This window comes from Janthinobacterium sp. GW821-FHT03A03 (genome assembly GCF_059421435.1).
Genome location: NZ_JBWKUZ010000004.1, coordinates 48,450 through 71,026, shown reverse-complemented (window position 1 = coordinate 71,026; position 22,577 = coordinate 48,450). Strand labels below are relative to the sequence as shown.

Sequence of the window (22,577 nt, the reverse complement as noted above, 5' to 3'; positions counted from 1 at the left end):
CTGGCCCTTAATGGCTGTACAACTTGTATCAGAACCGGTACGTCAACGTCCCCCGCACGCTGCGCGGCGCGCCGTACGTGCCTTGCGCATAGGTGTTGATGTTGATGTACTTCTTGTCGAGCACGTTTTCCACGTTCAGCTGCGCCGTCAGCTGGCGCGACAGCTGGTACGTGGCCATCAGGCTGACCGTGCTGTAGGCTTCCTGCGTCACGCGCTCCTTGCCGTTCGTGCCTTCATCGTCAAAGTAGAACTTGCTTTGCCAGTTGACGCCGCCGCCCACGGTGAGGTCGGGGCGCACTTTCCAGGTGGTGAACAATCGCGCCGTCGAGCGGGGCGACAGGGTGTTGATATCCTGCTGTTCGCGGTCCCTGGCGCGGAAGTGGCTGGCGCTGGCCATCAGGTTCCAGCCGGGCGCCAGACGGCCCGACAATTCCGCCTCGAAGCCGCGGCTGGTGGCGCCGCGCGCCGCATAGTATGCCTGCGTGGTGGTGCCGGGGACCCGGTGCGCGCCGTCCGGCTGGGCCAGCTTGTCCTGCTTGATCTCGAAGATGCCGATGGAGCCGTTGGCCTGGCCGCCGGCCAGTTCCCCCTTCACGCCCACTTCCATGCTTTGCCCCGTCAGCGGGTCCAGCCAGGCGCCCGCGCGGTCCTGGTTTTCCTGCGGGCGGAAGATGTCCGTGTAGCTGGCATACGCCGAATACGTGTCGTTCAGGTCCAGCACCACGCCCGCATAGGGCACGAATTTGCTCTTGGCGAAGGCGAAGCGGGCGCTGCCGTCAAAGCCGGTGCGGTCCTTGTCCCAGCGGCTCAGGCGACCGCCGACGATCAGTCTGGCGTTGTCGGCCAGGTTCAGGCGCGCCGCGCCGTACGCACCATATTGCCTGGTCGTGTATTTTTCCGACAGCACCGGTTCGCCCCAGGCCGGCTGCGGGTAGCTGCCGTCCCAGGCGAGGAAATTGCCGATCGGTTCGGGATCGAGCGCCTCCTTGACGCTGAACTCGGCATGCTGCAGCGTGTAATTGGCGCCGATGATGACTTCGTGCTGGCGTCCGCCAAGGCTGAACGGGCCTGACAGCTTCACGTCGGCGCTGCTCTGGTCGCGCTGGCCGATGTAGCGGTTCGGGTAGCCGAGCATGCCCAGGCCCGTGATGCGGTCGGGCCGTTCGGCCAGGAACACCAGCGGCGTGTCTTCCGTGTGCTTGCTGTACATGGCTTGCGCCTGCGCCTTCCAGCCTTGTCCCAGCGCGTGTTCCACGGTGGCGTGCACGTTGGTCTGCTCGGTGGCCCAGGCGGCCCAGCGGGGCGCCGTGGTGACGGAACGGTCGAAATCGGTGCGCGAACCGTCGCTGTACCACAGCGGGAAGCCGCCCCAGTTGCTGCCTTTCGGGTCGTTCTTCTGGTAGCTGGCGCCCACCGTGGCCACCGTGCCGGGTGCCAGGTCCGCCTCGGCGGTGGCGTAGACGAGCTGGCGCTGGTTGGAATAGCCATTCGTAAACGATTTGCGGTCCTGCCAGGCGCCCGCCACGCGGCCGCGCACGGAGCCGTCGCCATTCAGCGGCGCGGCCAGGTCGAGCGTGCCGCGGTAATCGCTCCAGGAACCTGCCGCCAGCGACCATTGCCCCTCGAACTGCCTGGCGCTGGCCCGCTTGCGCACCAGGTTGATGGAGGCGGACGGGTAGCCGGCGCCCGTCAGCAGGCCCGTCGCGCCGCGCGTCACTTCCACGCGGTCGTAGATCAGCGAATCCATTTCCGATTCGCCGCCCGAATACTGCACCTTATAAGTGGTGGGCACGCCGTCGTACTGGAAATTGTCGACGTCGAAGCCGCGCGCGGAAAACGTGCTGCGCTCCGTGTCGAACTGGTTGACGGCGATGCCGGGCGTGTTGCGCAGCACGTCGCGCACCGTCAGCAAGTCCTGGTCATCCATGCGCTGGCGCGTGATGACGCTGACCGATTGCGGCGTCTCGCGCAGGGACAGCACCAGTCCCGTGGCGCTGGCCGTGGCCGGCGTCGTGTACGCATTCGTCCCTTCCGTGCTGGTGCTGCGCTCAGCCGTGGCGCGCACGGCGATGCCGGGCAGGGTGGTTGCCTCGGCCGCCGACGGCAGCCTGCGCACGGCGTAATTGCCGCCGCCCTGGTCGACGGCAACGAGGCCGCTGCCGTCGAGCAGGCGGGCGAAGCCGTCGGCCACGCTGTAGCTGCCGCTCAAGCCCTTGCTCGCCAGGCCCGCGTACAGGCTGGCGGCGCCGGAGATGCTGACGCCCGCGTCGGCCGCAAACGCGGACAGGGCCGTGCCGAGGGGGCCGGCGGCCACCTGGTAGTGGCGCGCGGGGCCATTCTGCGGATGCGGCAGGTGCTGCTGCGCGAATGCGGGCGGCGTCAGGGCCAGGCTGCCCAGCAGGGCCAGGGTCGTGGTGGTGTTGCGGTAGTGCTTCATCAGGTGCTTCCCTTCGTTCATGTGTTGGTCCTGTGTGGATTGACGGGGCACATGCGTGAAAGGGACATTTTTTTCAGAAATTTTTATACTGGTTCGAGCGAAATCCAGAAACGGCTGTGGCGGCGCACGCGGATGGGCAGCGAAGATTGCAATAGTGACAATAATTGATCCGTATCATGCAGCTGGTACACGCCCGACACGCGCAGCCGCGCCACGGCCGGGTCGCAGCGCACCACGCCGTGGCGGTAGCGGGCCAGCTGCGCCAGCACGTCGGCCAGCGGCGCGTCGTCCGCGTACAGCAAACCCTTGAGCCAGGCATCGGCCCGGGGCGCCAGCGGCTGCGGCGCGCCGGCGGCCGACGCGTCGAAGCTGGCTTGCCAGCCCGCCTGCACGATGACGGGGCTGCCTTCGGCGGGCCGCACTTCGACGGCGCCCTGCGAGACGGCCACGCGGGTGCGCGCGCCCAGCAGGCCGTCGTCCTGGCGCACCGTGAAGCGCGTGCCGAGGGCGCGGATGCTGCCATTGCTGGTGCGCACGATGAACGGCCGCCCGAGGGCATCGGGGCTGGTCGCCACGTGAATCTCGCCGGCGCGCAGCAGGACCAGGCGCAGGCTGGCGCTGAAAACGATGTCGGCGGCGCTGGCCGTGTTCAGGCCCAGGGCGCTGCCGTCGGCCAAGGCGAGACGGCGGATTTCGCCCGTCGCCGTGCGCAGCTCGGCCGTCCATGCCTGCCACGGCGCCACCTTCAGCATGCTCCAGCCGGCCGGCCCGGCGACGATCAGCAGGGCCAGGGTTTTCAGCGCGGCGCGGCGGGCGGCGCCGGCCGGGCGGTCGAGCACGGGCAGGGCCAGCGGCGCGGGCAGCATGCCGAAGGCGCGGCAGACCTGCTCGGCGCGCTGCCAGGCCGTTTCATGGTCGGGGTGGGCGGCGCGCCAGCCGTCCAGACCCTGGCGCGCGGCGGCATCCAGTTCGCCGCCCTGCAGGCGCATCATCCAGTGCGCCGCCTCGCGCGCGGCGCGCGCATCGATGGCCGTGCTCATGCCAGCAGCACGATGCACTGTTCCAACGCCTGCACCATGTAGCGCTTGACGGTGCGCTCGCTGACCCGCAGGCGCGCGGCGATATCGGCATACGCCATGCCTTCGAGCTGCGACAGCAAAAAGGCCGTGCGCACTTTCGCCGCCAGGCCGTCGAGCATGGCGTCGATCTGGTGCAGGGTTTCCAGGATCAATAAACGCTCTTCCGCCGACGGCGCGGCGGGCGCGGGCAGCTGCGCCAGCGTGGCCAGCCAGGCCTGCTCCAGCGACTGCCGGCGGTAATGGTCGATCAGCAGGCGCCGCGCCACGGTGGTCAGGTAGGCGCGCGGTTCGCGCAAGGTGACGGCGCGTTCGGCGGGCGTGGCCAGCAGTTTGACGAAGGTGTCCTGCGCCAGGTCGGCCGCGTGGTCGGTGCACGACAATTTGCCGCGCAGCCAGCGCAGCAGCCACGGGTGGTGCTCGCCGTACAGCTGGCTGAGGCAATACGGGCTTGGCGGATCGGCGGCAGGGGATACGGCATACGTCACGACACACTCCAGGTTGGCGCGGAAGTCCATGCGTGGCAGATGCTGGCCCTTCTTAAATGCGAATGGTTCTCATTTTACATGGGCGTGCCTGAATGTCAATGAGGATGGCTGGGCCTGATCTTGCTTGCATGGCATAAAATTGCCACATAGAAATATTTAATGTGTTATCTTTTACGGCAACATTAGTTGTATTGAATAAACTAGTGTTCCATTTAAACTTATTCTGAATCTGGGTGTCTTTGTGTCTAATCATAGTGTGCGTAGTATGTTGAGTGTCTTGCTGGCTGCGGCCAGCGTGCATGCCGGGGCGACCCAGGCGGTTGACGAAGTTGTGGCGAAGCCGGCGGTGGAAGCCACGGCAGAGGCGCCTGCCGTGGCGCAAGCGGCCGCCGTGCCGGCCGTTGCGAAGCTGAGCCTGGTATCTTCGGGCGAGCAGATGGTGGTGGACTACGGCACCAGCAGCAGCGCCGAAGAGTGCAAGGACTTTACGCCGGCGGGCAAGGTGTACGACGCCACGACCTTGCGCGAAAAACTGCTGCCGTTTATCTCGAAGATGGTCGAGCGGTCGCGGCGCATGACGGGCGTGCTGCCGGCCGTGGAGACAACGCTGAGCGCGGGCGAGCCGGTCTGGGTGCAGGCGTACGCCGACTGGCCGGCAGAGCACGGCTTGCGCGCCGGGTCCTGCGGCCCCCTGACCCTGCAGCTGACGCCGGAAGCGGGCAAGAAATACCAGGTGGAATTCCGTTTCCTGGGCGACAACAAATGCAGGCAGGTGCTGCTCGATGTAACGGACCCGGCGGCCAGGCAGGAAATCGCGGCGCCCGTCACCGCCAGCTGCACGGCGCCGAAAAAATCGCTGTTCGGCCTGTTTTAAGCTGCGTTGCGGGCGACGGTGGCCGACTTAACAGAGTGATAATTTTCATTCCGTTATACTGACGACCCGACATCGCCGCCCGACAATCACCATGGATCTCAGTACCCACGCCGCCGTCGTCAATTGCGAAGCGTATCGCAATGGCAGGAAGATCGCCCATTTCGACATCGACAAGGTAGGCGACTTCCTCGGCGACCCTGATTGCTTCGTGTGGATCGGCCTGGCCAGTCCCGACGCCACCGCCATGGGTGCGCTGGAGTCCGCCTTCGGCCTGCATGAACTGGCCGTCGAGGATGCGCAAGCGGCGCACGAGCGGCCCAAGCTCGAGGAGTACGGCGACACCCTGTTCATGGTGCTGCACACGGCCAGCCTCGATGGCGACGCCATCGTCTACGGCGAGACGCACGTCTTCCTTGGTTGCCGTTTTATTATCACCGTGCGCCACGGCCCCTCGGCCGGCTATGCGAAGTTGCGCGAACGCAAGGAAAGCGTGCCGGACAAGCTGGCCAGCGGCCCCGGCTATGTGCTGTATGCCATCATCGACTTCATCGTCGACCAGTACCAGCCCTGCATCGACCATTTGCAGGCCAGATTCCAGCAATACGAAACCCAGCTGTTCAAGCCCAGCCTCTCGGAAGACAAGCTGCAGGATTTTTACCAGCTCAAGACGGAACTGCTGAAACTGGACGCGGCCGTCAACCCGCTGCACGAGATCTGCACGCAGCTGATCCGTTTCCACGGCGATATCGTGCCCAAGGAAAACCGCATCTATTACCGCGACATCCTCGACCATGTGAAACGGGTCACGCACACGGCGGGGCAGATGCGCGAAATGGTCAATTCCGCCATGCAGGTGGCGCTGGGCCAGATTTCGCTGCGCCAGAACGAGGTCGTCAAGCGCCTGGCCGGCTGGGGCGCCATCCTGGCCGTGCCCACCATGGTCTTCAGCCTGTACGGCATGAATTTCGAGTTCATGCCGGAGCTGAAATGGCGCGGCAGCTATCCGGCCGTGATCGCCGGCATCCTCGTCGGCTGCTACCTGCTGCACCGGCGCCTGAAGCGCGACGGCTGGCTGTAGCGGCGGGCGGCGGCGGCCATGCAAATATTGGAGAGTTTTGCCGCGAAATAAGCTGCTACGATGAAGTGTCTGAGTGAAGGTGGTTGACGGTGCTTGAACCTCCTTGGCGTGGATGGCGTGTCCGGCCGGCGCTGTACCCCAGAGCCGCCGGTGCGGCACACATTTCCTGTCCGACGCCACAAGGCTCCTGAACCCCAGGAGCCTTCTTTTTGCCCGTGCCGTTCATGCCTGCGCCACGGCGCCCGCCGCTTCCAGGATCAGCGCCGCCACCTCGACGGGCCGCGAAGCGAGCGAAGCGTGGCTGGCGTTCAGCGTAATGACTTTTCTTGCCTGCAGGCGCGCCGCCATGCGTTCCTGGTTGACGGGGGAAATCATGCGGTCGGCGCTGGAAATCTGGTACCACGACGGCTTGTGGCGCCATGCCGGGTCGCTGACGGTGTCGCCGAAGGTGCCGGCCAGCGGCGCTTTCTGGACCACGCCCAGCACGGCGCCTTCTTCCGCATCGAGGTCCTGGCAAAAGCTGTCATGGTATTGCTCTGGCTTGACCCACAGGTAGCCGTCGCTGTCGCCCTGCAGGCTGGCCGCGCCCAGGGGCGGGTGCTCCTGCGTGATGCTGCCCGGACTTTCGCCCGCATCGGGCGCGAAGGCGGCGATGTAGACGAGTCCCTGCACGTTGGGCGCATTGCCGGCCACGCTGATGACGGCGCCGCCGTAGGAGTGTCCTACCAGCAATACTGGCCCCTCCACCTGCGCCACCATCTTGCGCGTGCGTTCGGCGTCGTCGGCCAGCGACGTCAACGGCAGCTCGACGGCGCGGATGGCCGTGTGGCCCTGGCGGCGCAATTCGACGATGACGCGGCTCCAGTGGGCGGCGCCGCCCCAGAAACCGTGGACGAGGATGATGGTGGCTGGCTGGCTCATGCGCATACTCCTGATGGCAAAGGAAACGGCGGAGACCGCGTAGTTGCATTAGGGCAACCGCGCGGCGGACGGGTGCGCCTCCATTGTAGACCTTCCCGCGCCGCCGCCGGCGTCGCTTTATCTTTCCCAGCGCATGGCCGCGCTAGTGCGACACCAGCACGGGCAAGGTCGTTTCCTGCAGCACCGTGCGCGTGACGCCGCCCAGCAGTGCTTCGCGCAGGCGCATGTGGCCGTAGCAGCCCATCACGACCAGGTCGCACTGGCGCTGCGCCGCCATGGCCAGCAGGGCCGCGCCCACGTCCTGGCCTGGCGGCGTGTCGTGCTGCAGCACGTCGACGTTGACGCCGTGGCGCGCCAGGTACAGGGCCAGGTCGGCGCCCGGCTGCTCGCCATGCGCGGCCGGCTGGGCGTGCGAATTGACGACGGCCAGGGTGACTTGCTGCGCGCGCTGCAGCAGCGGCAGCGCATCGGTGATGGCGCGCAGCGCCTCGGCGCTGCCGTTCCAGGCCAGCAGCGGGCGCTGGCCCGTGTGCGCGGGGACGGCGGCAGGGGCATGCGGCACCATCAGCACGGGACGGCCGCAATGGAGCATCAGGTATTCGGCCGTGCCGGCGATGACGCGCGAGGGCGTGTCCTGCGGGTCCGTCTGGCCGAGGATCACCAGGTCGCAATAGCGCGCCTGCAGCAGCAGGGCGCCTTGCGCATCGTCGTCGACGAAGCGCGTTTCATAGGCGCCCAGGCCCTCTTCGCGGGCGATGCGCTCGAAGTCGTGCAGCGCCTCGCTGGCCTGGCCGCGCAGCGCCTGCATTTGCGCTGGCGCAAACTGCAAGGCGTTGACGCCGCCGCCGTACGCATAGCGCGAGATGCCGCTCATGGCCGAGCCGATCAGGTGCGCGCCTTCGGCGACGGCCAGGCGCACGGCCAGGCGGACGCGCTGCGCGCAGTGGCGTGAATTGTCTACATGGACCAGCAGGGTAGTGTAGGGCATGGCGTTTTCCTCGGTTGTCGGGTCTCGGTTGTCAAGGTTGCAGCACGTAGCTGCCGGGAGCGTCGCCCAGGTCGGGGCCCATGGCCGGCGGCGCCACCTGCGCGCCGGAGCGCTGCGCCAGCCACGCCTGCCAGGCGGGCCACCAGGAACCCTGCTGGCGCGGCACGTCGTGCTGCCAGCTGTCGGCGTCGATGTAGGGCTCGTCGTGGCGGTGCGTGGCCAGCTGGTAGCTGCGGCGCGGCTGGCCCGGCGGCGAGACGACGCCCGCGTTGTGGCCGCCCGAGGTGAGCAGGAAGGTGACGTCCGTGTCGGTAAGCAGCTGCAGCTTGTAGACGGAGCGCCACGGCGCCACGTGGTCCGTCAGGGTGCCCACGGCGAAGATGGGCGCATGGATGTCCGGCAGGGCGATGTGGCGGCCCGCCGTGCGGTAGCGGCCCTCGGCCAGGTCGTTGTGCAGGAACAGCTGGCGCAAGTATTCCGAGTGCATGCGGCAGGGCATGCGCGTGGCGTCCGCATTCCAGGCCATCAGGTCGCTGTCCTGTTCATCGAGTCCCAGCAGGTAATGGCGCAGGCGGCGCGACCAGATCAGGTCGTTCGAGCGCAGCAGCTGGAAGGCACCGGCCATCTGCCGCGTATCGAGGTAGCCCTGCTTCCACATGGCCGCCTCCAGGAAGCTCACCTGGCTGTCGTCGATGAACAGCGACAGCTCGCCCGGTTCCTTGAAGTCCACCTGCGAGGCCAGCATGGTGATGCTGGCCAGGCGCGCGTCGCCGTCGCGCGCCATCGTGGCGGCGGCAATCGCCAGCAGGGTGCCGCCCAGGCAGTAGCCGGCCGCGTGCACCTGGGGCGCGCCGGTGATGCGGGCGACGGCGTCGAGCGCGTCCATCACGCCCAGCTGGCGGTAGTCTTCCAGCGACAGCTCGCGGTCCGCCTCCAGCGGATTTTTCCAGGAAATCATGAAGACCGTGTGGCCCTGTGCGACCAGGTAGCGCACCAGCGAATTATGCGGCGACAGGTCGAGGATGTAGTACTTCATGATCCAGGCCGGCACGAACAGCAGCGGCGTCGCATGCACGCTTGCCGTGGCCGGCGCGTACTGCAGCAGTTCGATCAGGTCGTTGCGGTAGACCACCTTGCCCGGCGTGACGGCCACGTCGGCGCCGACCCGGAATGCTGCCTCGCCGGGCGCGGCGGGACCCATGGCGGCGCGGCGCCAGTCCTCGGCCAGGTGCCGCATGCCGCGCGCCAGGTTGGCGCCGCCGCTGTGCAGTGTTGCTTCCTGCACCACGGGATTGGTCAGCATGAAGTTCGACGGCGCCAGCATGTCGAGCCACTGGCGCACCGTAAAGGTGACGACGTCCTCGTGATGCGGCGAGACGCCGCGCACGCCCGTGGTGGCGCGGTGCCACCATTGCTGCTGCAGCAAGAAGCCCTGGTAGATGAGGTTGTACGGCCAGCGCTGCCAGGCCGGGTCCTCGAAGCGCCGGTCCTGCGGCAGCGGCGCGATGCACGGCTGCTCGAACGTGGTGCCGGGCTGCGCCGACTGCAGCGCGTACTGCTGCCAGCGCGCGAGCTTCTTCCACGCTTCCTGCAGCAATGTTTGCTGCTTCGACGGCGCCAGCGCCAGGTGGCTGAGCCAGTCGGCATAGGCATTGCCCAGCGCGGCGGGGGAGATGCCGCCCGTGAACTTGCCCAGCCAGGCGTTCAGGAACAGGTCCAGGGTGGCGCCTGAGGGCGCGTTTTCCGGGTAGCACGGCGCGGGCACGCCTTGCCAGGCGCTGCCCAGGCGTTCGTTGTCTTGTGTAGCGTGCTGCGTGATGCTCATAGGGGCTCCGGCTATTTTTTTACAGGATAGCAAGAGCTTGTTCAAAAAATTATGATCTACATCAAGTTTGCCCGGATGCGTGCAGCAGGCGCGGCGTCTCCTTGATGGCCGCTCCCGCTTCCTCCGCAAACAGCCGCAGCTGGGCTTCCAGCGCATCGACGCTTGCCAGCAGCGCCGCCGGCCCGGCGGACGCCGCTTCGCCTTCGATGGCCGTGGCGATGGCGATGGCGGGGACGGCATGGAAGTTGCCCAGCAAGCCGGCCAGGGTATGCGCCTGGCGGCTGACGGTGGCCCGGTCGTCCGCCTGCAGGGCCGCGCGCAGGGTCGCCAGCTGCGCCGGCAAGCCGGCCAGGAAGGACGCGCCGATGATGGCGATCACGTCGGCGTCGGCATTGGCCAGCGCGGCGCCATAGTGAAAGTCGGGTGCGCTGTGCGTCGCCGGCGGCGCCGCGTCAGGCGGCATGGCGGGGCGCGGCGCATGTTTTCTTATTTGCAACACGTGCTGCCGGATCAGGCTCTGGAAGGCGGCCGTGCGGAACGGTTTGGACAGATAGTCATCCATGCCGCCGGCGATGCAGCGTTCGCGGTCGCCTTCGAAGGCGCTGGCCGTCATGGCGATGATGATGCTTTTCGGCATGCCCTGCGCTTCGCGCTGGCGGATTTGCGCCGTCGCTTCGAAACCGCCCATTTCCGGCATTTGCAGATCCATCAGGATCAGGTCGAAGCGGCCGGCCGCATGGCGTTCGAGCGCTTCGCGGCCATGCGCCGCATGCGCGACCCTGTGCCCCGCATTCGTCAGCAGCACGGTGGCCAGTTCGCGGTTCATGGCATTGTCTTCGACCAGCAGGATGTCCAGGCCGGGCATGCTGTCCCGGTCGCAGTGGCGCGTGGCCGCGGGCGCGGCGCCGGGCGTGCCGCGGCACGTGCCCAGCACGCTCAGGGTGATGCTCAGCAGTTCCTCGGCGCTGGCGGGCTTGAGCAGGTAGCCCTGGATGCCCAGTTCGCGGCAGCGCGCCGCGTCGCCCAGGCTGCCGCTCGATGACAGCATGACGATGGGCACCTGGCTCCAGTGGGGCAGGGCGGCCAGGGCCGTGGCCGTGTCGAAGCCGTTCATGCCGGGCATGGCGCAGTCCATGATGATGCAGTCCGTCGGCAGGCTGGCGCGGCAGCTGTCCAGCGCCGCCTCGCCGGACTCGCAGGCGGCGACCGTGGCGCCGCAGTGCTCGAAGATCCTGCGCAGGATGGCCAGGCTGCTGGGATTGTCGTCGACCAGCGTGATACTGCGTCCCGCCAGCGAGGCGCCGGGCGGCGGCGGAGGCAGGCGGTTGCCGCTGACGGGCAGGGCCAGGTCCACGCTGAAGGTGCTTCCCTTGCCCAGTTCGCTCGACAGGCGGATCTCGCCTTTCATCATCGTCACCAGGCGCCGCGTGATCGACAGGCCCAGTCCCGTGCCGCCGAAGCGCCGCGTGGTCGAGCCGTCTTCCTGCTGGAAGGCGTCAAAGACGGCCTCCTGCATGTCGGCGGCGATGCCGATGCCGGTATCGCGCACGCCCAGCTGCAGTTGCGCCATGCCGTCGCCGCTGGCGCGCAGCCGGGCGCTGACGATCACTTCGCCATGCGGCGTGAACTTGATGGCGTTGCCCGTCAGGTTGGTCAGCACCTGGCGCAGGCGGCCAGGGTCGCCCAGCACGGTCTGCGGCAGCGCGGGATCGAGGTCGAGCACCAGCTCCAGGCCGCTGGCCTGCGCGCGCATGGCGTGGGCGCGCATGGTTTCCTGCATCAGCTGGCGCAGGTCGAAGGGGATGCTTTCCAGCGTCAGCATGCCCGCCTCGATCTTCGAGAAGTCGAGGATGTCGTTGATGATGCACAGCAGCGCGTCGGCCGATGCCTTGACGATTTCCAGGTACTTGCGCTGGTGGGCATCGAGCTGGGAGTCGAGCACCAGGTCCGTCATGCCGAGGATGCCGTTCATCGGCGTGCGGATCTCGTGGCTCATGTTGGCCAGGAACTCGCTCTTCGAGCGGCTGGCCGATTCGGCCACTTCCTTGGCCAGCAGCAGCGCGCGTTCGGCCGCCTTTTGGCTGGAAATGTCGACCAGGGTGCCCACCAGGCCGCTCAAGCCGCCGTCCGACTTCAGCAGGGCCGCCTTGCTGAACAGCACATCGACCTGGCGCGCGCCGACGGTCAGCCGGTCTTCATACGTCTGCTTGCCCTTGTCGAGCATCAGGCGCACATCCTGCCGCGCCACCTGCTGCGCCTCCTGCTGCGGCAGCAGGTCGGCCGCCGTCCGCCCCAGGATGTCCGGCTGGGCGCGCTGGAAGAAGGCGCAGAAGGCGCGGTTGGCGCGCAGGTAGCGGCCCTGCACGTCCTTCAGGTACAGGGGAATCGGGATGGTCTCGATCAGCGCGTCGACGAAATTGAGGTTGTGGCGCAGCTCGCGCGCCGCCAGGCGGCGCTCCGTGATGTCGGTCAGGCTGCCCGTGATGCCGGCCAGCCGCCCGTGGCCGTCGTGTTCGGCGCGCGCGCACACGTCGATCCAGCGCACGTTGCCGTCGCGGGTGACATAGCGCGCTTCATGGCGCATGCTGTCCACCTGGCCCGATTGCAGCTGGGCCAGGCCGGCGGCGGCGCGGTCGCGGTCGCGCGCGTCGATAAAGTGCAGCACGTTGCGGCCCAGGCTGTCGGCGATGGCAAAACCGGTGATGGTATGCCAGGCCGGATTGAGGAAGGTCCAGGCGCCCTGCAGGTCCGTGCGGAACACCACTTCATTGAGGCTGTTGACGACATTGCGGTATTCGCGCTCGCTTTTCGCGATGGTCTCGGCCATGCGCTTGCTTTCGCTGATTTCCGTGCGGATGGCGATGTACTGATAGGGCTTGCCGGCCGCGTCGAGGAAGGGCACGATGGTGGCGTCCACCCAGTATTGTCCGCCGTTCTTGGCGTGGTTGCAGATTTCGCCGTGCCATACCTGGCCCGTGGTGATGGTTTGCCACATCTGCGCGAAAAAGGCGTCCGGGTGCGCGTGAGAATTGATCAGGCGGTGCGTCTGGCCGATCAGCTCTTCGCGCGCGTAGCCGCTGATGGCGCAGAACTTGTCGTTGACGTAGATGATGACGCCGGCCGTGTCGGTGATGCTGACGATGGCGTGTTGATCCATCGCAAAGCGCTGGTTCAGCAGCTCGATGCGGCGCAGTTCCTGCTGCGCCACCAGGTCGGCCAGCAGCACCGACAGGCCCTCGACATCGCCTTCCTGTGGCAGGTGCAGGCCGGAATCGTTGGTGTCGAGCAGGCGCGCGGCCGCCACGCGCAGCGATTGCAGGACGCGGTTGCGGCTGGCCAGTTCCGTGCGCAGCAGGTCATTGGTCAGGCTCAGTTCCGTGGAACTGAGCTCCAGGCTGCGCGTTCGCAAGTCCAGGTCGCGCTCGGACTGGTCGTAGGCGCTGTCGATGCGCTGCAGCAGGGCCGGCAGGCCGGCCAGGAAGCCAGCCAGTTCGGGCGGCGTGCCGGGCAGCGCGCCCGCCGCCTGCGCCTGCGCCAGCAGGGCGTCGCGGGCGCCCTCCGAGTCGATGTTGCAGACCCGGCTCAATTGGCGTGCGAGGGTGCGGTTCATGTTTCGCTCAGCACGGTCACGGTCATCGTCTGGTTATGCAGCTGGCACGCGCCCTGCGGCTGGGCGATGCCGATTTCGCCATTCGAGTAGAACCCGGCGATGCAGGTCGCGCCGCCGCCGAGCAGGTCGGCCACGGCCTCGACTTCTTCATCGACCCGGTCGCCCATGACCAGCTTGCGCCCCACGCAGCTGACCAGCAGGGCCAGCTGCTCACCCACGGCGTCGGGCTGCGGCGCGACGCCGCGGGCGGCCGTTTCCGCGCCGTCGATCAGTTTATTGGTGCTCGAATGCATCAATTTCAGATAGCCGTCGGCGAGGATGTCGCCGGCCAGGGTCAGCGAGCCCTGTTCCTCGTCGACGGCCAGGATGGTGCGGAAGACATTGCTTTTCTCATGCGCGGCCGACAGCATTTCAAAGGGGAACAGCAGGCCCGAGCCGGGCAGGTCGCGCGCATAGTCGCCCAGGTACAGCTTGTAGATGTCGAGCGCGCGCGCGCCGTCGAGGCCATACAGCACGTTGCCGACGCAGCGCGTCACCTTGCGCGCGGGGCCGAACGCTTCCCAGCCCGCATGGCTGCCGTAGCCGAGGCGGATGCGCTCGCCGTACAGGCCGACGGCAACGACGGTATTGTCGGCCGCGCCGCGCGGACCCAGGGTCCACGTCTGGCGGAAGGCGCCGCCATCGGCCGCCAGCCCGCCGGACACCGTCACGCCGGGCGGCAGGTTCGCCTGCAGGCCGGCGATCAGGGCGCTGCCGTTGATGGCCACGCCCGTGCCCAGCATGAAGACGGCCGCCAGGCCCTCCTGCGGCAGCGCCTGCGCCAGGCGCTCGCCCGTATCGTGCGAATCGGCCATGTCGCAGATGATGGCGTCGGCGATGGCCACCGTCGTATGGGCAAAGCGGATGGCGGTGATGACGCAGCTGTCGTCGTAGACGCGCTTGCCGGCGATTTCGCCGGCGGTGGAGCAGCCGGCGATGACGGCCCCCGGCAGGCGGCGCCGCAGCGCCGCGCTCAGTTCGGGCGCGGCAAAGTAGGCGCAGGCGCCGAAGACCAGCACCAGGTGCGGCTGCATCAGCGCCAGCGGCGCCAGGGCCGCGTCGAAGTCGGCATGGTTGTTCAGGATCAGTTGTTGCAGGCGCATGGCAGGCTCCTCGCTTAGAGTGGGTGGGCGTGGGGATGGACGGGGTCGGGCAGGCTGTCGCGGATGGCCAGCACCTCGTCCCAGGCGCCCAGGAAGGCGTCGATGCAGCGCGGGCAGAAATGGCTGCCCTTGTTCTGCTGCAGGAACAGGCGCGCCTGCTCCAAAGGCCAGGCCGGCTTGTACGGGCGCTCCGAACTGAGGGCGTCGAAGACGTCGGCCACGGCCACGATGCGCGCCGACAAAGGTATCCGCTCGCCCGCCAGGCCGCGCGGATAGCCGCTGCCGTCGTATTTTTCATGGTGGCCGCTGGCGATTTCCTCGGCCAGGCGGATCAGCGGCGAATCGCTGCCGGCGAGGATCTGGCCGCCGATTTCCGCATGCTGGCGCATGATGGCCATTTCATCGGGGTCCAGCCGGCCCGGCTTGAGCAGGATGTGGTCGGGCGTGGCCAGCTTGCCCACGTCGTGCATGGGCGCCGCCTTGAGCAGCAGCTCCTGCCATTCCGGCGTCAGTCCCAGGTTGCTGGCGATCAGCGCCGAGTAGCGGGCCATGCGCATGATGTGGCCGCCCGTTTCGGGGTCGCGGAATTCGGCCGCCCGCGCCAGGCGCGTGACCAGCTCCATTTCGCGCGCCGTAACGTCGGCGATGGCCTGGCGCACCTCGTGCTCGAGCAGCTTGGCGCGGTCGGCCAGCATGGTTTGCGCCGTGCGCAGGGCCAGCAGGTTGCGTACGCGCAAACTGAACTCGACGGTGTCGACGGGTTTGGTGAGAAATTCCGTCACGCCCAGAGAAAACGCCTGGTTGCGCACGGCGCGGTCGTTTTCCGTGGTCACCATGATGATGGGGATATCGGCCATGTGCGGCATCTTGCGGAAGATGCTGAGAAATTCATTGCCCGACAGGCTGGGCATCCGGTAGTCGAGCAAGACCAGGTCCGGCACGTGCGATTCGCACCAGTACAGGGCATCGATGGGATCGTTCATGCAGACGGGATCGATGGCGCTGGCCTTGTGGGCCAAACTCGAAAGCAGGTGCAGGTTGGTGTCGTTGTCGTCGACGATCAGGATGCTCATGGTGTCTCCGGCGGGGCGGGTTCGTATGCTGGAAGGGGCTGGCGGCTGTCTCAGGCCGCCAGTTTTCCGCCGGCGTGCATGCCCATGCCCGCCAGCAGGCTATCCATGTCGAGCACGATCAGCATGCGTTCGTCCAGGGCGCCGATGGCCGTCACGTGGCCGGCCATCGCCGAGCCGTGCAGCTGCGGCGGCGGCTTGATCTGCGCCGGCGCCAGCGGCACCACGTCGGCCACGCGGTCGACCACGATGCCGGTGGCGCCATGCGCGAAGATCAGGATGATCACCACGGTCGAGGCGTCGTAGGCGGGGTCGGCCTGGCCCAGCGAGATGCGCAGGTCGACCAGCGGCACGATGCTGCCGCGCAGGTGGATGAAGCCCTTGAGGAAGGCGGGGGCGTTGGCGATGCGGGTGACGGCGCCGTAGCCGCGGATTTCCTGCACCAGGCCGATGTCGATCGCATATTCCTCCTTGCCGAGTCCGAAGACCAGCAATTCCCGGGCGTCCGCTTGCGCCAGCTGGCTCGCTGCTGCGGCGTGTGTCGTGGTGGTTTCCATGTGCTTGCTCCTGTCAGGTGCTGCGTGGTGAATGAAAAGCCGGATGTGGCCGGGTACTCAGGCTTGCTCGATGCGGTTGCGGCCATTGTTCTTGGCCTGGTACAGCGCGGCGTCGGCGCGCATGAAGCCCTCCTTCCAGTCGCCGCTGTCTGGCAGCGGCGCCAGGCCGATACTGATCGTCACGGGAATGTGCAGCTTGCCGAACTCGAAACGCGTCTCTTCCACGGCGCAGCGTATGCGCTCGGCCACCTGGCAGGCCTTGGCCATGTCCGTATGCGGGAACAGGAAGCCGAATTCCTCGCCGCCCACGCGGGCGACGACGTCCGAGGCCCGCGCCTGGAACTGGAACACGGCGGCGACGGCTTGCAGGACGGCGTCGCCGGCGGCATGGCCATGCTGGTCGTTGACGTGCTTGAAGAAATCGATGTCGGCGATGCCGATGGCCAGGGAGCTGCGCGCGCGCCTGGCCCGCGCGGCCGAGCGCACGGCTTCGACCTCGAAGGCGCGGCGGTTGGGCAGGTGGGTCAGCGGGTCGCTCAGGGCGATGCGCTGCAGTTGCTGCCAGCGGGCCGCATTCTGCTGCTCGATGGCGCGCTCGCGGCGCTGGTCGATGAAAAAGGCGCCCATGTAGTTGTCGTCGCCGAGCTTGCCCAGGTCCATGGCCTTGAGCACGATGGGCAGCATCGAGCCGTCGTGGTGGCGAATGGCGAAATGGCGCTTGTGCCCGAGAACCCTGGATTTCTTTTCGCCGGCCAGATAGGCGCTGATCTGCGCGCCGTGCTGCTCGCGCACGGCGTCCGGCAGCAGCGCCTCGATTTGCTGTCCCGCGAGGCTGCCCGGCGTATAGCCGCTCAGCGCATACATGGCGTCGTTTGCATACTGGATGCGTGAAGCGGCGTCGATGATGACGGCAGCGTCTTCTGCGGCGTCGAGCAGGCGCAAGGCCAGGACTTTGTTCATGCGTATCTCCCCTACATAGGTGCGGATTTCCGAAGGCGAAGCCACGATGTCTTCGCATCGGTTTTATTTCCCCATGTCAATCATCATACCTCAAATAAAATAGAATGCAATGAATTTCATGATTTTAATGATTTGTATTCATGGCGCAACTGTGGTTTTTTTGCTTGATATCCGCCTGGTAGCGTGTTTTTCACTGTGGCGGCGCGGGAATCTATCCGTTTGTCACCATTTCAAAAATGACAAATTCGTTTAAATTTTTAATTTAAATGTTGTAATTGGTAAATTTATGTAGCAAAATAAATTTGATCTAAATCAAAAAGTAGTGAATGAGCGGCAGGATGAGGAGTTGTTGCAACGATGCTCCTCCCGCTCCTTCGGGATCCAGGCAGCAGCCAGTAGTGAATGGCGCTCAAGCGGACGGTGCAAGCCCGGTCAATGTAGATAGAGGAGACAGACATGCGTACAAATATGCCGGTAACGAACAGGGAATATGTGCTTCACGATGGTCAGACGGTGGTATCGAAGACTGACCTGAAGGGCAATATCACCTATGTCAACCAGGATTTCATCGACATCAGCGGCTTTTCGGCCGAGGAGCTGATCGGCGCGCCGCAAAACATCGTGCGCCATCCGGACATGCCGGTCGAGGCCTTCGCCGACTTCTGGCGCACCATCAAGAGCGGCAAGGCGTGGACGGGCATGGTCAAGAACCGCTGCAAGAATGGCGATTACTACTGGGTGGAAGCGAATGCCGCGCCGATGCTGGAAAACGGCCAGATGGTGGGCTACACCTCGATCCGCGTGAAACCCAGCCGGGAACAGGTGGCCGCCGCCGAGCGCGCATACCAGGCCATCAAGCAAGGCAGCACGACGCTCGAAGTGCGCGAAGGCGCCGCCGTGCCCCGCTCGGCCCTGCGGCGCCTGAAGCTGATGGCGCAGCTGTCGCTGCGCGCCAGGATGGGCCTCGTCTTCGGCACCCTGGCGCTGCTGTTTGTCGCCGCGCCGGCCATTTCCTACGTGGCGGCGGGACACGCCGGCATGCCGATGCTGTTCAGTACCCTGTGCGGCGTGGTGTCGTGCGCGGCGGGCGGCTACACCTTGCAGCGCTCGGCCGTGGCGCCGCTGGAGCGCATGCGCAGCGATATCGAGCGCATGAGCGCCGGTGATTTATCGGGCAGCATCAGCGCCAGCGGCAACGACGAACTGACGGCGGTAGTGCAGGCGCTGCGCGTGCTGCAGACGAACGTCAAGCTGCTGGTCGGGCAAATCAAGGAATCGACGGGGGTGGTGGGCCGCGGCGCCGAGGAAATCGCCGCAGGCAATGCGAACCTGTCGCGGCGCACGGAGTCGCAGGCCAGCACGCTGGAGGAGACGGCGTCGTCGATGGAAGAGCTGACGGGCACGGTCAGGCAGAATGCCGACAATGCGCGCGAGGCGAACCGCCTCGTCAGCACCGCATCGGAGACCGCGCACAGGGGCGAGCAAGCCATGTCGCAGGTGATCGCCACCATGGGCACGATCCAGGACAGCTCGCGCAAGATCGTCGACATCATCGGCGTGATCGACGGCATCGCCTTCCAGACGAATATCCTGGCCCTGAATGCGGCCGTGGAAGCGGCGCGGGCCGGGGAACAGGGGCGCGGCTTTGCCGTGGTGGCGTCCGAGGTACGCAACCTGGCGCACCGCTCGGCCCAGGCGGCCAAGGAAATCAAGGTGCTGATCAGCGATTCGGTCGACAAGGTGGACGTGGGCAGCAGGCTGGTACAGGACGCCGGCAGGACGATGGCCGATATCGAGCAGTCGGTGCGCCAGGTGGCCGGCTACATGGCCGACATCACGGCCGCCAGCCAGGAGCAGAGCGAGGGCATCGAGCAGGTCAACCATGCCATCACGCAGATGGATGACGTGACGCAGCAAAATGCGGCCCTGGTCGAGCAGGCCGCCGCCGCGGCGGCCGACATGCAGCAGCAGGCCGTGCAACTGGCAACGCTGGTCGATTCCTTCCAGCTGGTGCGCAGTGTGGCGGCCGGCGCCCCGTCACGGCCGCCCGCCCGGGCCGCCGCAGCGCGCAAGCTGTTGTCCGTGCCGGGGCCGGCGCGGCCGCTGCCGGCGTGAGGGCGGCAGCGGTGCGCGGGCCGGTCAGGCTGGCGGGTGCAGCAGCGAACGCCGGCGCGCGTAGCCGAAGTAGATGGCCAGGCCGATCACCAGCCAGATGGAAAAGGCCATCCAGGTGACCCAGCTGAGGAAGCTCATCAGGCCCACGCACAGGATCACGGCCAGCGCCGGCACGTACGGCACGCCGGGGCAGCGGAAGGCGCGCGGCAGGTCGGGACGCTTCTTGCGCAGCACCACGACAGCGACGGAGACCATGGTGAAGGCGGCCAGCGTGCCTATGTTGATCAGCTCGGCGAGGATGTTGAGCGGGATCGTGGCGGCGATCAGGCCGAAGACGATGCCGACCAGCCAGGTGGCGAAGAACGGCGTGTGGAAGCGCGGGTGCACGGTCGACAGGCGCTTGGGCAGCAGGCCGTCGCGCGACATGGCGAAGATGATGCGCGTCTGGCCGAAGGCCATCACGAGGATCACCGTGGTCATGCCGAGGATGGCGCCCAGGTCGACGAAGCCGGCGATCCAGTTTTCGCCCGCATACTGCAGGGCCAGCGAGACGGGATGGTCGACGCCGAGGAATTTTTGATATGGCACGATGCCCGTCATGATGGCCGAGACCACCACGTACAGCACGGCGCACACGGCCAGCGAGCCGATAATGCCGATCGGCAGGTCGCGCGACGGCTTCTTGACTTCCTCGGCGGCCGAAGTGACGGCGTCAAAGCCGATGAAGGCGAAGAAGACGAGGGCGGCGGCGCTCAGCATGCCGTGGTAGCCGAACGGCATGTAGGGCTGCCAGTTGGCCGGCTGCACGTGACGCGCGCCGAAGATGATGAACAGCAGCACCACGCCCACCTTGATGGCCACCATGATGTTGTTCAGGCGCGCCGATTCGCGCACGCCCCAGCCCAGCATGGCCGTCAGCAGCAGCATGATGACGAGGGCCGGCAGGTTGATGAAGGTGGTCACGCCGGGCAGCGCGCCCGGTGCGGCCGTCAGGGCCACGGGCAGGGTGACGCCAAATCCGGACAGCAGCGACTGGAAGTAGCCGGACCAGCCGACGGAGACGGCGGCCGCGGCCAGACCGTACTCGAGCAGCAAGTCCCAGCCTATCATCCAGGCGGCCAGCTCACCGAGGGTGGCATAGCTGTAGGTGTAGATGGAGCCGGCCACCGGCACGGTGGAGGCGAATTCCGCATAGCAGAGGGCGGCGAAGCAGCAGGCGACGGCCGCCACGACGAAGGACAGCGACAGGGCCGGGCCGGCCGTCAGGGCGCCTGTGCCGGTGAGCACGAAAATACCGGTGCCGACGATGGCGCCTATGCCCATGAGCACCAGGTCGAAGGGCCCCAGCACCTTGGCCAGTCCTCCCGGCTTCTTGCTGTGGGCAATCATATCATCCAAATTCTTGGTTCTAAATAAGCTCACTGTGTCTCCTGGTGGTTTTTTGTCATGGCGCCATTGCCGCCTCGTGAGTAGCACGACGCAGCCAGATTCTAGCCCACGCGCCCATGATTCCAGAAGGAAAACCGTACGGTGCCGTGCGCACCAGCGTTGTAAACTTGCCTGACAGGCAAAAAAACAGCCCCGGATGGTGGTCCGGGGCTGGAAAGGAGAGTGCTACAGTTGGTTACCTGGAAAAGTGCGCTTCGATCTCTTCCAGGGTCTTGCCCTTCGTTTCGGGGAGCAAAATTGCTGCGGCCAGGAAATACAGCACGGTGCAGCCGGCGCCGAAGAAGAACAGGGTCGAATAGCCATGCAAGCCCACGGTGGGCAGGAAGATGGCGGCGATCACCGTCGAGACGAACTGGTTCACCAGCAGGGCGATGCTCATGCCGTTCGAACGGATACGCGTCGGCATCAGCTCCGACAGGGCCAGCCACACGCACACGCCCGGTCCCACGGCAAAGCTGGAGACGAACACGCAGATGGCGACGGCCACCAGCCAGCCATGCGTGGCAGAAGGCACGGGACCCAGGCTGGCCTTCTCGATGCGCAGCGGCGCCTCGCGCCCGGCGGCCGGGTCGGCGAACGGGTTCAGGTGCAGCTTGCGGAAGAATACGCCGATCACGCTGTCGGCCTGCACGGCGTCTTCGCGGGCGATCGTCACCTGGCGCAGCACGGGATCGTCGCTGCGCAGGCTTTTTACGTTGGTGAAGGGGCCGTAGGCGTAGGCGATGGTCAGCTGCTGCGGCGTGCCGTCGGCGGCCGCGCCCAGGGCCTGCAGGGCCGGTGCATCGAGGTGGACGGCCAGGCCGTCGTTGTGCGCCTGGGCGGCGATGGCGGGGCGCACGTCGGCCAGGTGGGCTTCCGCGCCGCGGAACAGCAGGCCGGCCGCCAGCAGCGAGACGATGATGCCGCCCGTGCCCAGCATCAGCAGGAACTTGCGGCCCTTGCGGTCGACCAGCAGCACGGCCACCACCGTCATCACGGCGTTAAGTACCTTTAAAAGTACATCTGCCATATTCGCCGAGGCGCCCGACAGGCCCGCCTGGTTCAAGATATTGACGACATAGGCGAGGATGGAATTGATGCCCGTCGCCTGGGTGCAGGCGAGGATCAGGCACGCAAGCAGGAAGGGCAGCACGTAGCGGCGGCTCAGCAGCGGGTCTTTCGCCTTGCCGCTGGCCTTGGCCGCGTTCTCGGGCGTATCGAGCATTTCGCGCAGCTCCAGCTCGGCGGCGGCGGGCAGGCGCGTGCGCAGCAGCGACTGGCGCGCCTGTTCGATGCGGCCGCGGCGGACCAGCCAGCGCGGCGATTCGGCCAGCAGCAGGGCGCCGATGGTAAATACGAGGCCTGGCGTCAGGCAGACCCAGAAGATGCTGCGCCAGGCGTGATCCTTGGCCGTGAAGATGGCGGCGATGCGGTCTGCTTCCGGCAGCGCTTGCGCCGCCTGCGTGGCCGTTTCCACCGTCTGCGCCTGCAGCAGGCCGATCAGGGCGGCCGCCACCAGGCCGATGGTCAGCAGCAGCTGGAACAGGGCGGCACCGCGTCCTCGCTGCTGCGCGGGCAGGCATTCGGCCAGGTACAGGGGCACGACGACGCCGATCAGGCCGCCGCTGATGCCTTGCAGCAGGCGTCCCAGCAGCAGCGGCGTGTAGCCGTCGGCCAGCGCGATCAGCGGGATGCTGGCGCTGAACAGGGCGCCGGCCAGGAACATCAGCCAGCGCCGGCCCAGCAGGTCGGCCAGGGCACCGGCGAACAGCGACGAGAGTACCGAGCCCAGCAGCACGGCGGCGACGATGAAGCTCAGCTGCTGGGCCGTCAGTTTCCACGCCACCGAGGCCGTCGATTCCAGGTAGGGCAGGGCGCCGGCGATGATGCCGATGTCTATGCCATACAGCAATCCCCCCATGCCGGCAATAAATAGCAGGTAGCGCATGGCCCACACGGGGGCCTTGTGTGACGTGTCGTGCATGGTAACTCCGGGACGGGGTTGAGG

General features: G+C 66.7%; 16 protein-coding genes. 3 read left to right on the top strand and 13 right to left on the bottom strand.

The annotated features are described in order from the left end of the window. Positions 1–28: 28 nt before the first annotated feature. From AC07VI_RS11245 to AC07VI_RS11235, 3 genes are all read right to left on the bottom strand, one after another. Complete coding sequence (locus AC07VI_RS11245; RefSeq protein ID WP_492993855.1) at positions 29–2,458, bottom strand: TonB-dependent siderophore receptor; 2,430 nt, start codon at positions 2,456–2,458, stop codon at positions 29–31. Between the two features lie 62 nt (positions 2,459–2,520). After that, positions 2,521–3,477, bottom strand: coding sequence for a FecR domain-containing protein (locus tag AC07VI_RS11240; RefSeq protein WP_099375390.1), 957 nt, complete (start codon positions 3,475–3,477; stop codon positions 2,521–2,523). Then, complete coding sequence (locus AC07VI_RS11235) at positions 3,474–4,001, bottom strand: sigma-70 family RNA polymerase sigma factor (RefSeq protein WP_253251967.1); 528 nt, start codon at positions 3,999–4,001, stop codon at positions 3,474–3,476. Before AC07VI_RS11235 ends, AC07VI_RS11240 begins: the two co-directional genes overlap by 4 nt. 265 nt (positions 4,002–4,266) lie before the next feature. On the opposite strand from AC07VI_RS11235, the gene AC07VI_RS11230 reads away from it, so the two are divergent. Together AC07VI_RS11230 and AC07VI_RS11225 are read left to right on the top strand one after the other, a co-directional pair. Then, positions 4,267–4,875, top strand: a complete 609-nt coding sequence (locus AC07VI_RS11230; RefSeq protein WP_139842589.1) for a hypothetical protein — start codon at positions 4,267–4,269, stop codon at positions 4,873–4,875. A gap of 91 nt (positions 4,876–4,966) precedes the next feature. Continuing rightward, the gene (locus AC07VI_RS11225; protein WP_086147412.1) at positions 4,967–5,953 is read left to right on the top strand and encodes a magnesium and cobalt transport protein CorA; all 987 of its coding nucleotides are present in this window, start codon (positions 4,967–4,969) and stop codon (positions 5,951–5,953) included. A 222-nt stretch (positions 5,954–6,175) separates the two neighbouring features. Here AC07VI_RS11225 and AC07VI_RS11220 read toward each other — a convergent pair whose 3' ends face one another. The 8 genes from AC07VI_RS11220 to AC07VI_RS11185 all read right to left on the bottom strand — a co-directional run bounded on the left by AC07VI_RS11220 (position 6,176) and on the right by AC07VI_RS11185 (position 17,026). Beyond that, positions 6,176–6,874: an alpha/beta hydrolase gene (locus AC07VI_RS11220; RefSeq protein WP_492993858.1), complete on the bottom strand. Its 699-nt coding sequence runs from the start codon at positions 6,872–6,874 to the stop codon at positions 6,176–6,178. A gap of 142 nt (positions 6,875–7,016) precedes the next feature. After that, positions 7,017–7,862: a universal stress protein gene (locus tag AC07VI_RS11215; protein WP_099375394.1), complete on the bottom strand. Its 846-nt coding sequence runs from the start codon at positions 7,860–7,862 to the stop codon at positions 7,017–7,019. A gap of 31 nt (positions 7,863–7,893) precedes the next feature. Continuing rightward, on the bottom strand, positions 7,894–9,687 hold the full coding sequence (locus AC07VI_RS11210; protein ID WP_086147409.1) for a PHA/PHB synthase family protein: 1,794 nt from the start codon (positions 9,685–9,687) through the stop codon (positions 7,894–7,896). A 61-nt stretch (positions 9,688–9,748) separates the two neighbouring features. Next, positions 9,749–13,297, bottom strand: coding sequence for a response regulator (locus tag AC07VI_RS11205; RefSeq protein ID WP_099375396.1), 3,549 nt, complete (start codon positions 13,295–13,297; stop codon positions 9,749–9,751). Next, the gene (locus AC07VI_RS11200; protein ID WP_099420471.1) at positions 13,294–14,439 is read right to left on the bottom strand and encodes an FIST signal transduction protein; all 1,146 of its coding nucleotides are present in this window, start codon (positions 14,437–14,439) and stop codon (positions 13,294–13,296) included. The genes AC07VI_RS11205 and AC07VI_RS11200 overlap by 4 nt, the downstream gene beginning before the upstream one ends. A 14-nt stretch (positions 14,440–14,453) precedes the next feature. Beyond that, positions 14,454–15,512, bottom strand: coding sequence for an HD domain-containing phosphohydrolase (locus AC07VI_RS11195; RefSeq protein ID WP_492993861.1), 1,059 nt, complete (start codon positions 15,510–15,512; stop codon positions 14,454–14,456). A 50-nt stretch (positions 15,513–15,562) separates the two neighbouring features. Further along, positions 15,563–16,066: a chemotaxis protein CheW gene (locus AC07VI_RS11190; RefSeq protein WP_086147405.1), complete on the bottom strand. Its 504-nt coding sequence runs from the start codon at positions 16,064–16,066 to the stop codon at positions 15,563–15,565. A gap of 57 nt (positions 16,067–16,123) precedes the next feature. Next, positions 16,124–17,026: a GGDEF domain-containing protein gene (locus tag AC07VI_RS11185; RefSeq protein WP_086147404.1), complete on the bottom strand. Its 903-nt coding sequence runs from the start codon at positions 17,024–17,026 to the stop codon at positions 16,124–16,126. 456 nt (positions 17,027–17,482) lie between these two features. Here AC07VI_RS11185 and AC07VI_RS11180 point away from each other — a divergent pair, with 456 nt between their 5' ends. After that, positions 17,483–19,141 carry a methyl-accepting chemotaxis protein gene (locus tag AC07VI_RS11180; RefSeq protein ID WP_494808792.1) on the top strand — a complete coding sequence of 553 codons (1,659 nt, stop codon included), beginning with the start codon at positions 17,483–17,485 and terminating at the stop codon, positions 19,139–19,141. A gap of 24 nt (positions 19,142–19,165) precedes the next feature. Here the strand turns inward: AC07VI_RS11180 and bcaP are convergent, their stop codons facing one another. Continuing rightward, the gene (gene bcaP, locus AC07VI_RS11175) at positions 19,166–20,563 is read right to left on the bottom strand and encodes a branched-chain amino acid transporter BcaP (protein WP_086147402.1); all 1,398 of its coding nucleotides are present in this window, start codon (positions 20,561–20,563) and stop codon (positions 19,166–19,168) included. A gap of 202 nt (positions 20,564–20,765) precedes the next feature. Then, positions 20,766–22,553, bottom strand: coding sequence for an MFS transporter (locus tag AC07VI_RS11170; protein WP_086147401.1), 1,788 nt, complete (start codon positions 22,551–22,553; stop codon positions 20,766–20,768). Between the last annotated feature and the right edge of the window lie 24 nt (positions 22,554–22,577).

What these genes read in the sequence shown, in the direction of transcription:
- AC07VI_RS11245 (WP_492993855.1), bottom strand. Translation starts at nt 2,458, where the DNA reads ATGAACGAAGGGAAGCACCTGATGAAGCACTACCGCAACACCACCACG.
- AC07VI_RS11240 (WP_099375390.1), bottom strand. Translation starts at nt 3,477, where the DNA reads ATGAGCACGGCCATCGATGCGCGCGCCGCGCGCGAGGCGGCGCACTGG.
- AC07VI_RS11230 (WP_139842589.1), top strand. Translation starts at nt 4,267, where the DNA reads ATGTTGAGTGTCTTGCTGGCTGCGGCCAGCGTGCATGCCGGGGCGACC.
- AC07VI_RS11225 (WP_086147412.1), top strand. Translation starts at nt 4,967, where the DNA reads ATGGATCTCAGTACCCACGCCGCCGTCGTCAATTGCGAAGCGTATCGC.
- AC07VI_RS11220 (WP_492993858.1), bottom strand. Translation starts at nt 6,874, where the DNA reads ATGAGCCAGCCAGCCACCATCATCCTCGTCCACGGTTTCTGGGGCGGC.
- AC07VI_RS11215 (WP_099375394.1), bottom strand. Translation starts at nt 7,862, where the DNA reads ATGCCCTACACTACCCTGCTGGTCCATGTAGACAATTCACGCCACTGC.
- AC07VI_RS11210 (WP_086147409.1), bottom strand. Translation starts at nt 9,687, where the DNA reads ATGAGCATCACGCAGCACGCTACACAAGACAACGAACGCCTGGGCAGC.
- AC07VI_RS11205 (WP_099375396.1), bottom strand. Translation starts at nt 13,297, where the DNA reads ATGAACCGCACCCTCGCACGCCAATTGAGCCGGGTCTGCAACATCGAC.
- AC07VI_RS11200 (WP_099420471.1), bottom strand. Translation starts at nt 14,439, where the DNA reads ATGCGCCTGCAACAACTGATCCTGAACAACCATGCCGACTTCGACGCG.
- AC07VI_RS11195 (WP_492993861.1), bottom strand. Translation starts at nt 15,512, where the DNA reads ATGAGCATCCTGATCGTCGACGACAACGACACCAACCTGCACCTGCTT.
- AC07VI_RS11190 (WP_086147405.1), bottom strand. Translation starts at nt 16,066, where the DNA reads ATGGAAACCACCACGACACACGCCGCAGCAGCGAGCCAGCTGGCGCAA.
- AC07VI_RS11185 (WP_086147404.1), bottom strand. Translation starts at nt 17,026, where the DNA reads ATGAACAAAGTCCTGGCCTTGCGCCTGCTCGACGCCGCAGAAGACGCT.
- AC07VI_RS11180 (WP_494808792.1), top strand. Translation starts at nt 17,483, where the DNA reads ATGCGTACAAATATGCCGGTAACGAACAGGGAATATGTGCTTCACGAT.
- AC07VI_RS11170 (WP_086147401.1), bottom strand. Translation starts at nt 22,553, where the DNA reads ATGCACGACACGTCACACAAGGCCCCCGTGTGGGCCATGCGCTACCTG.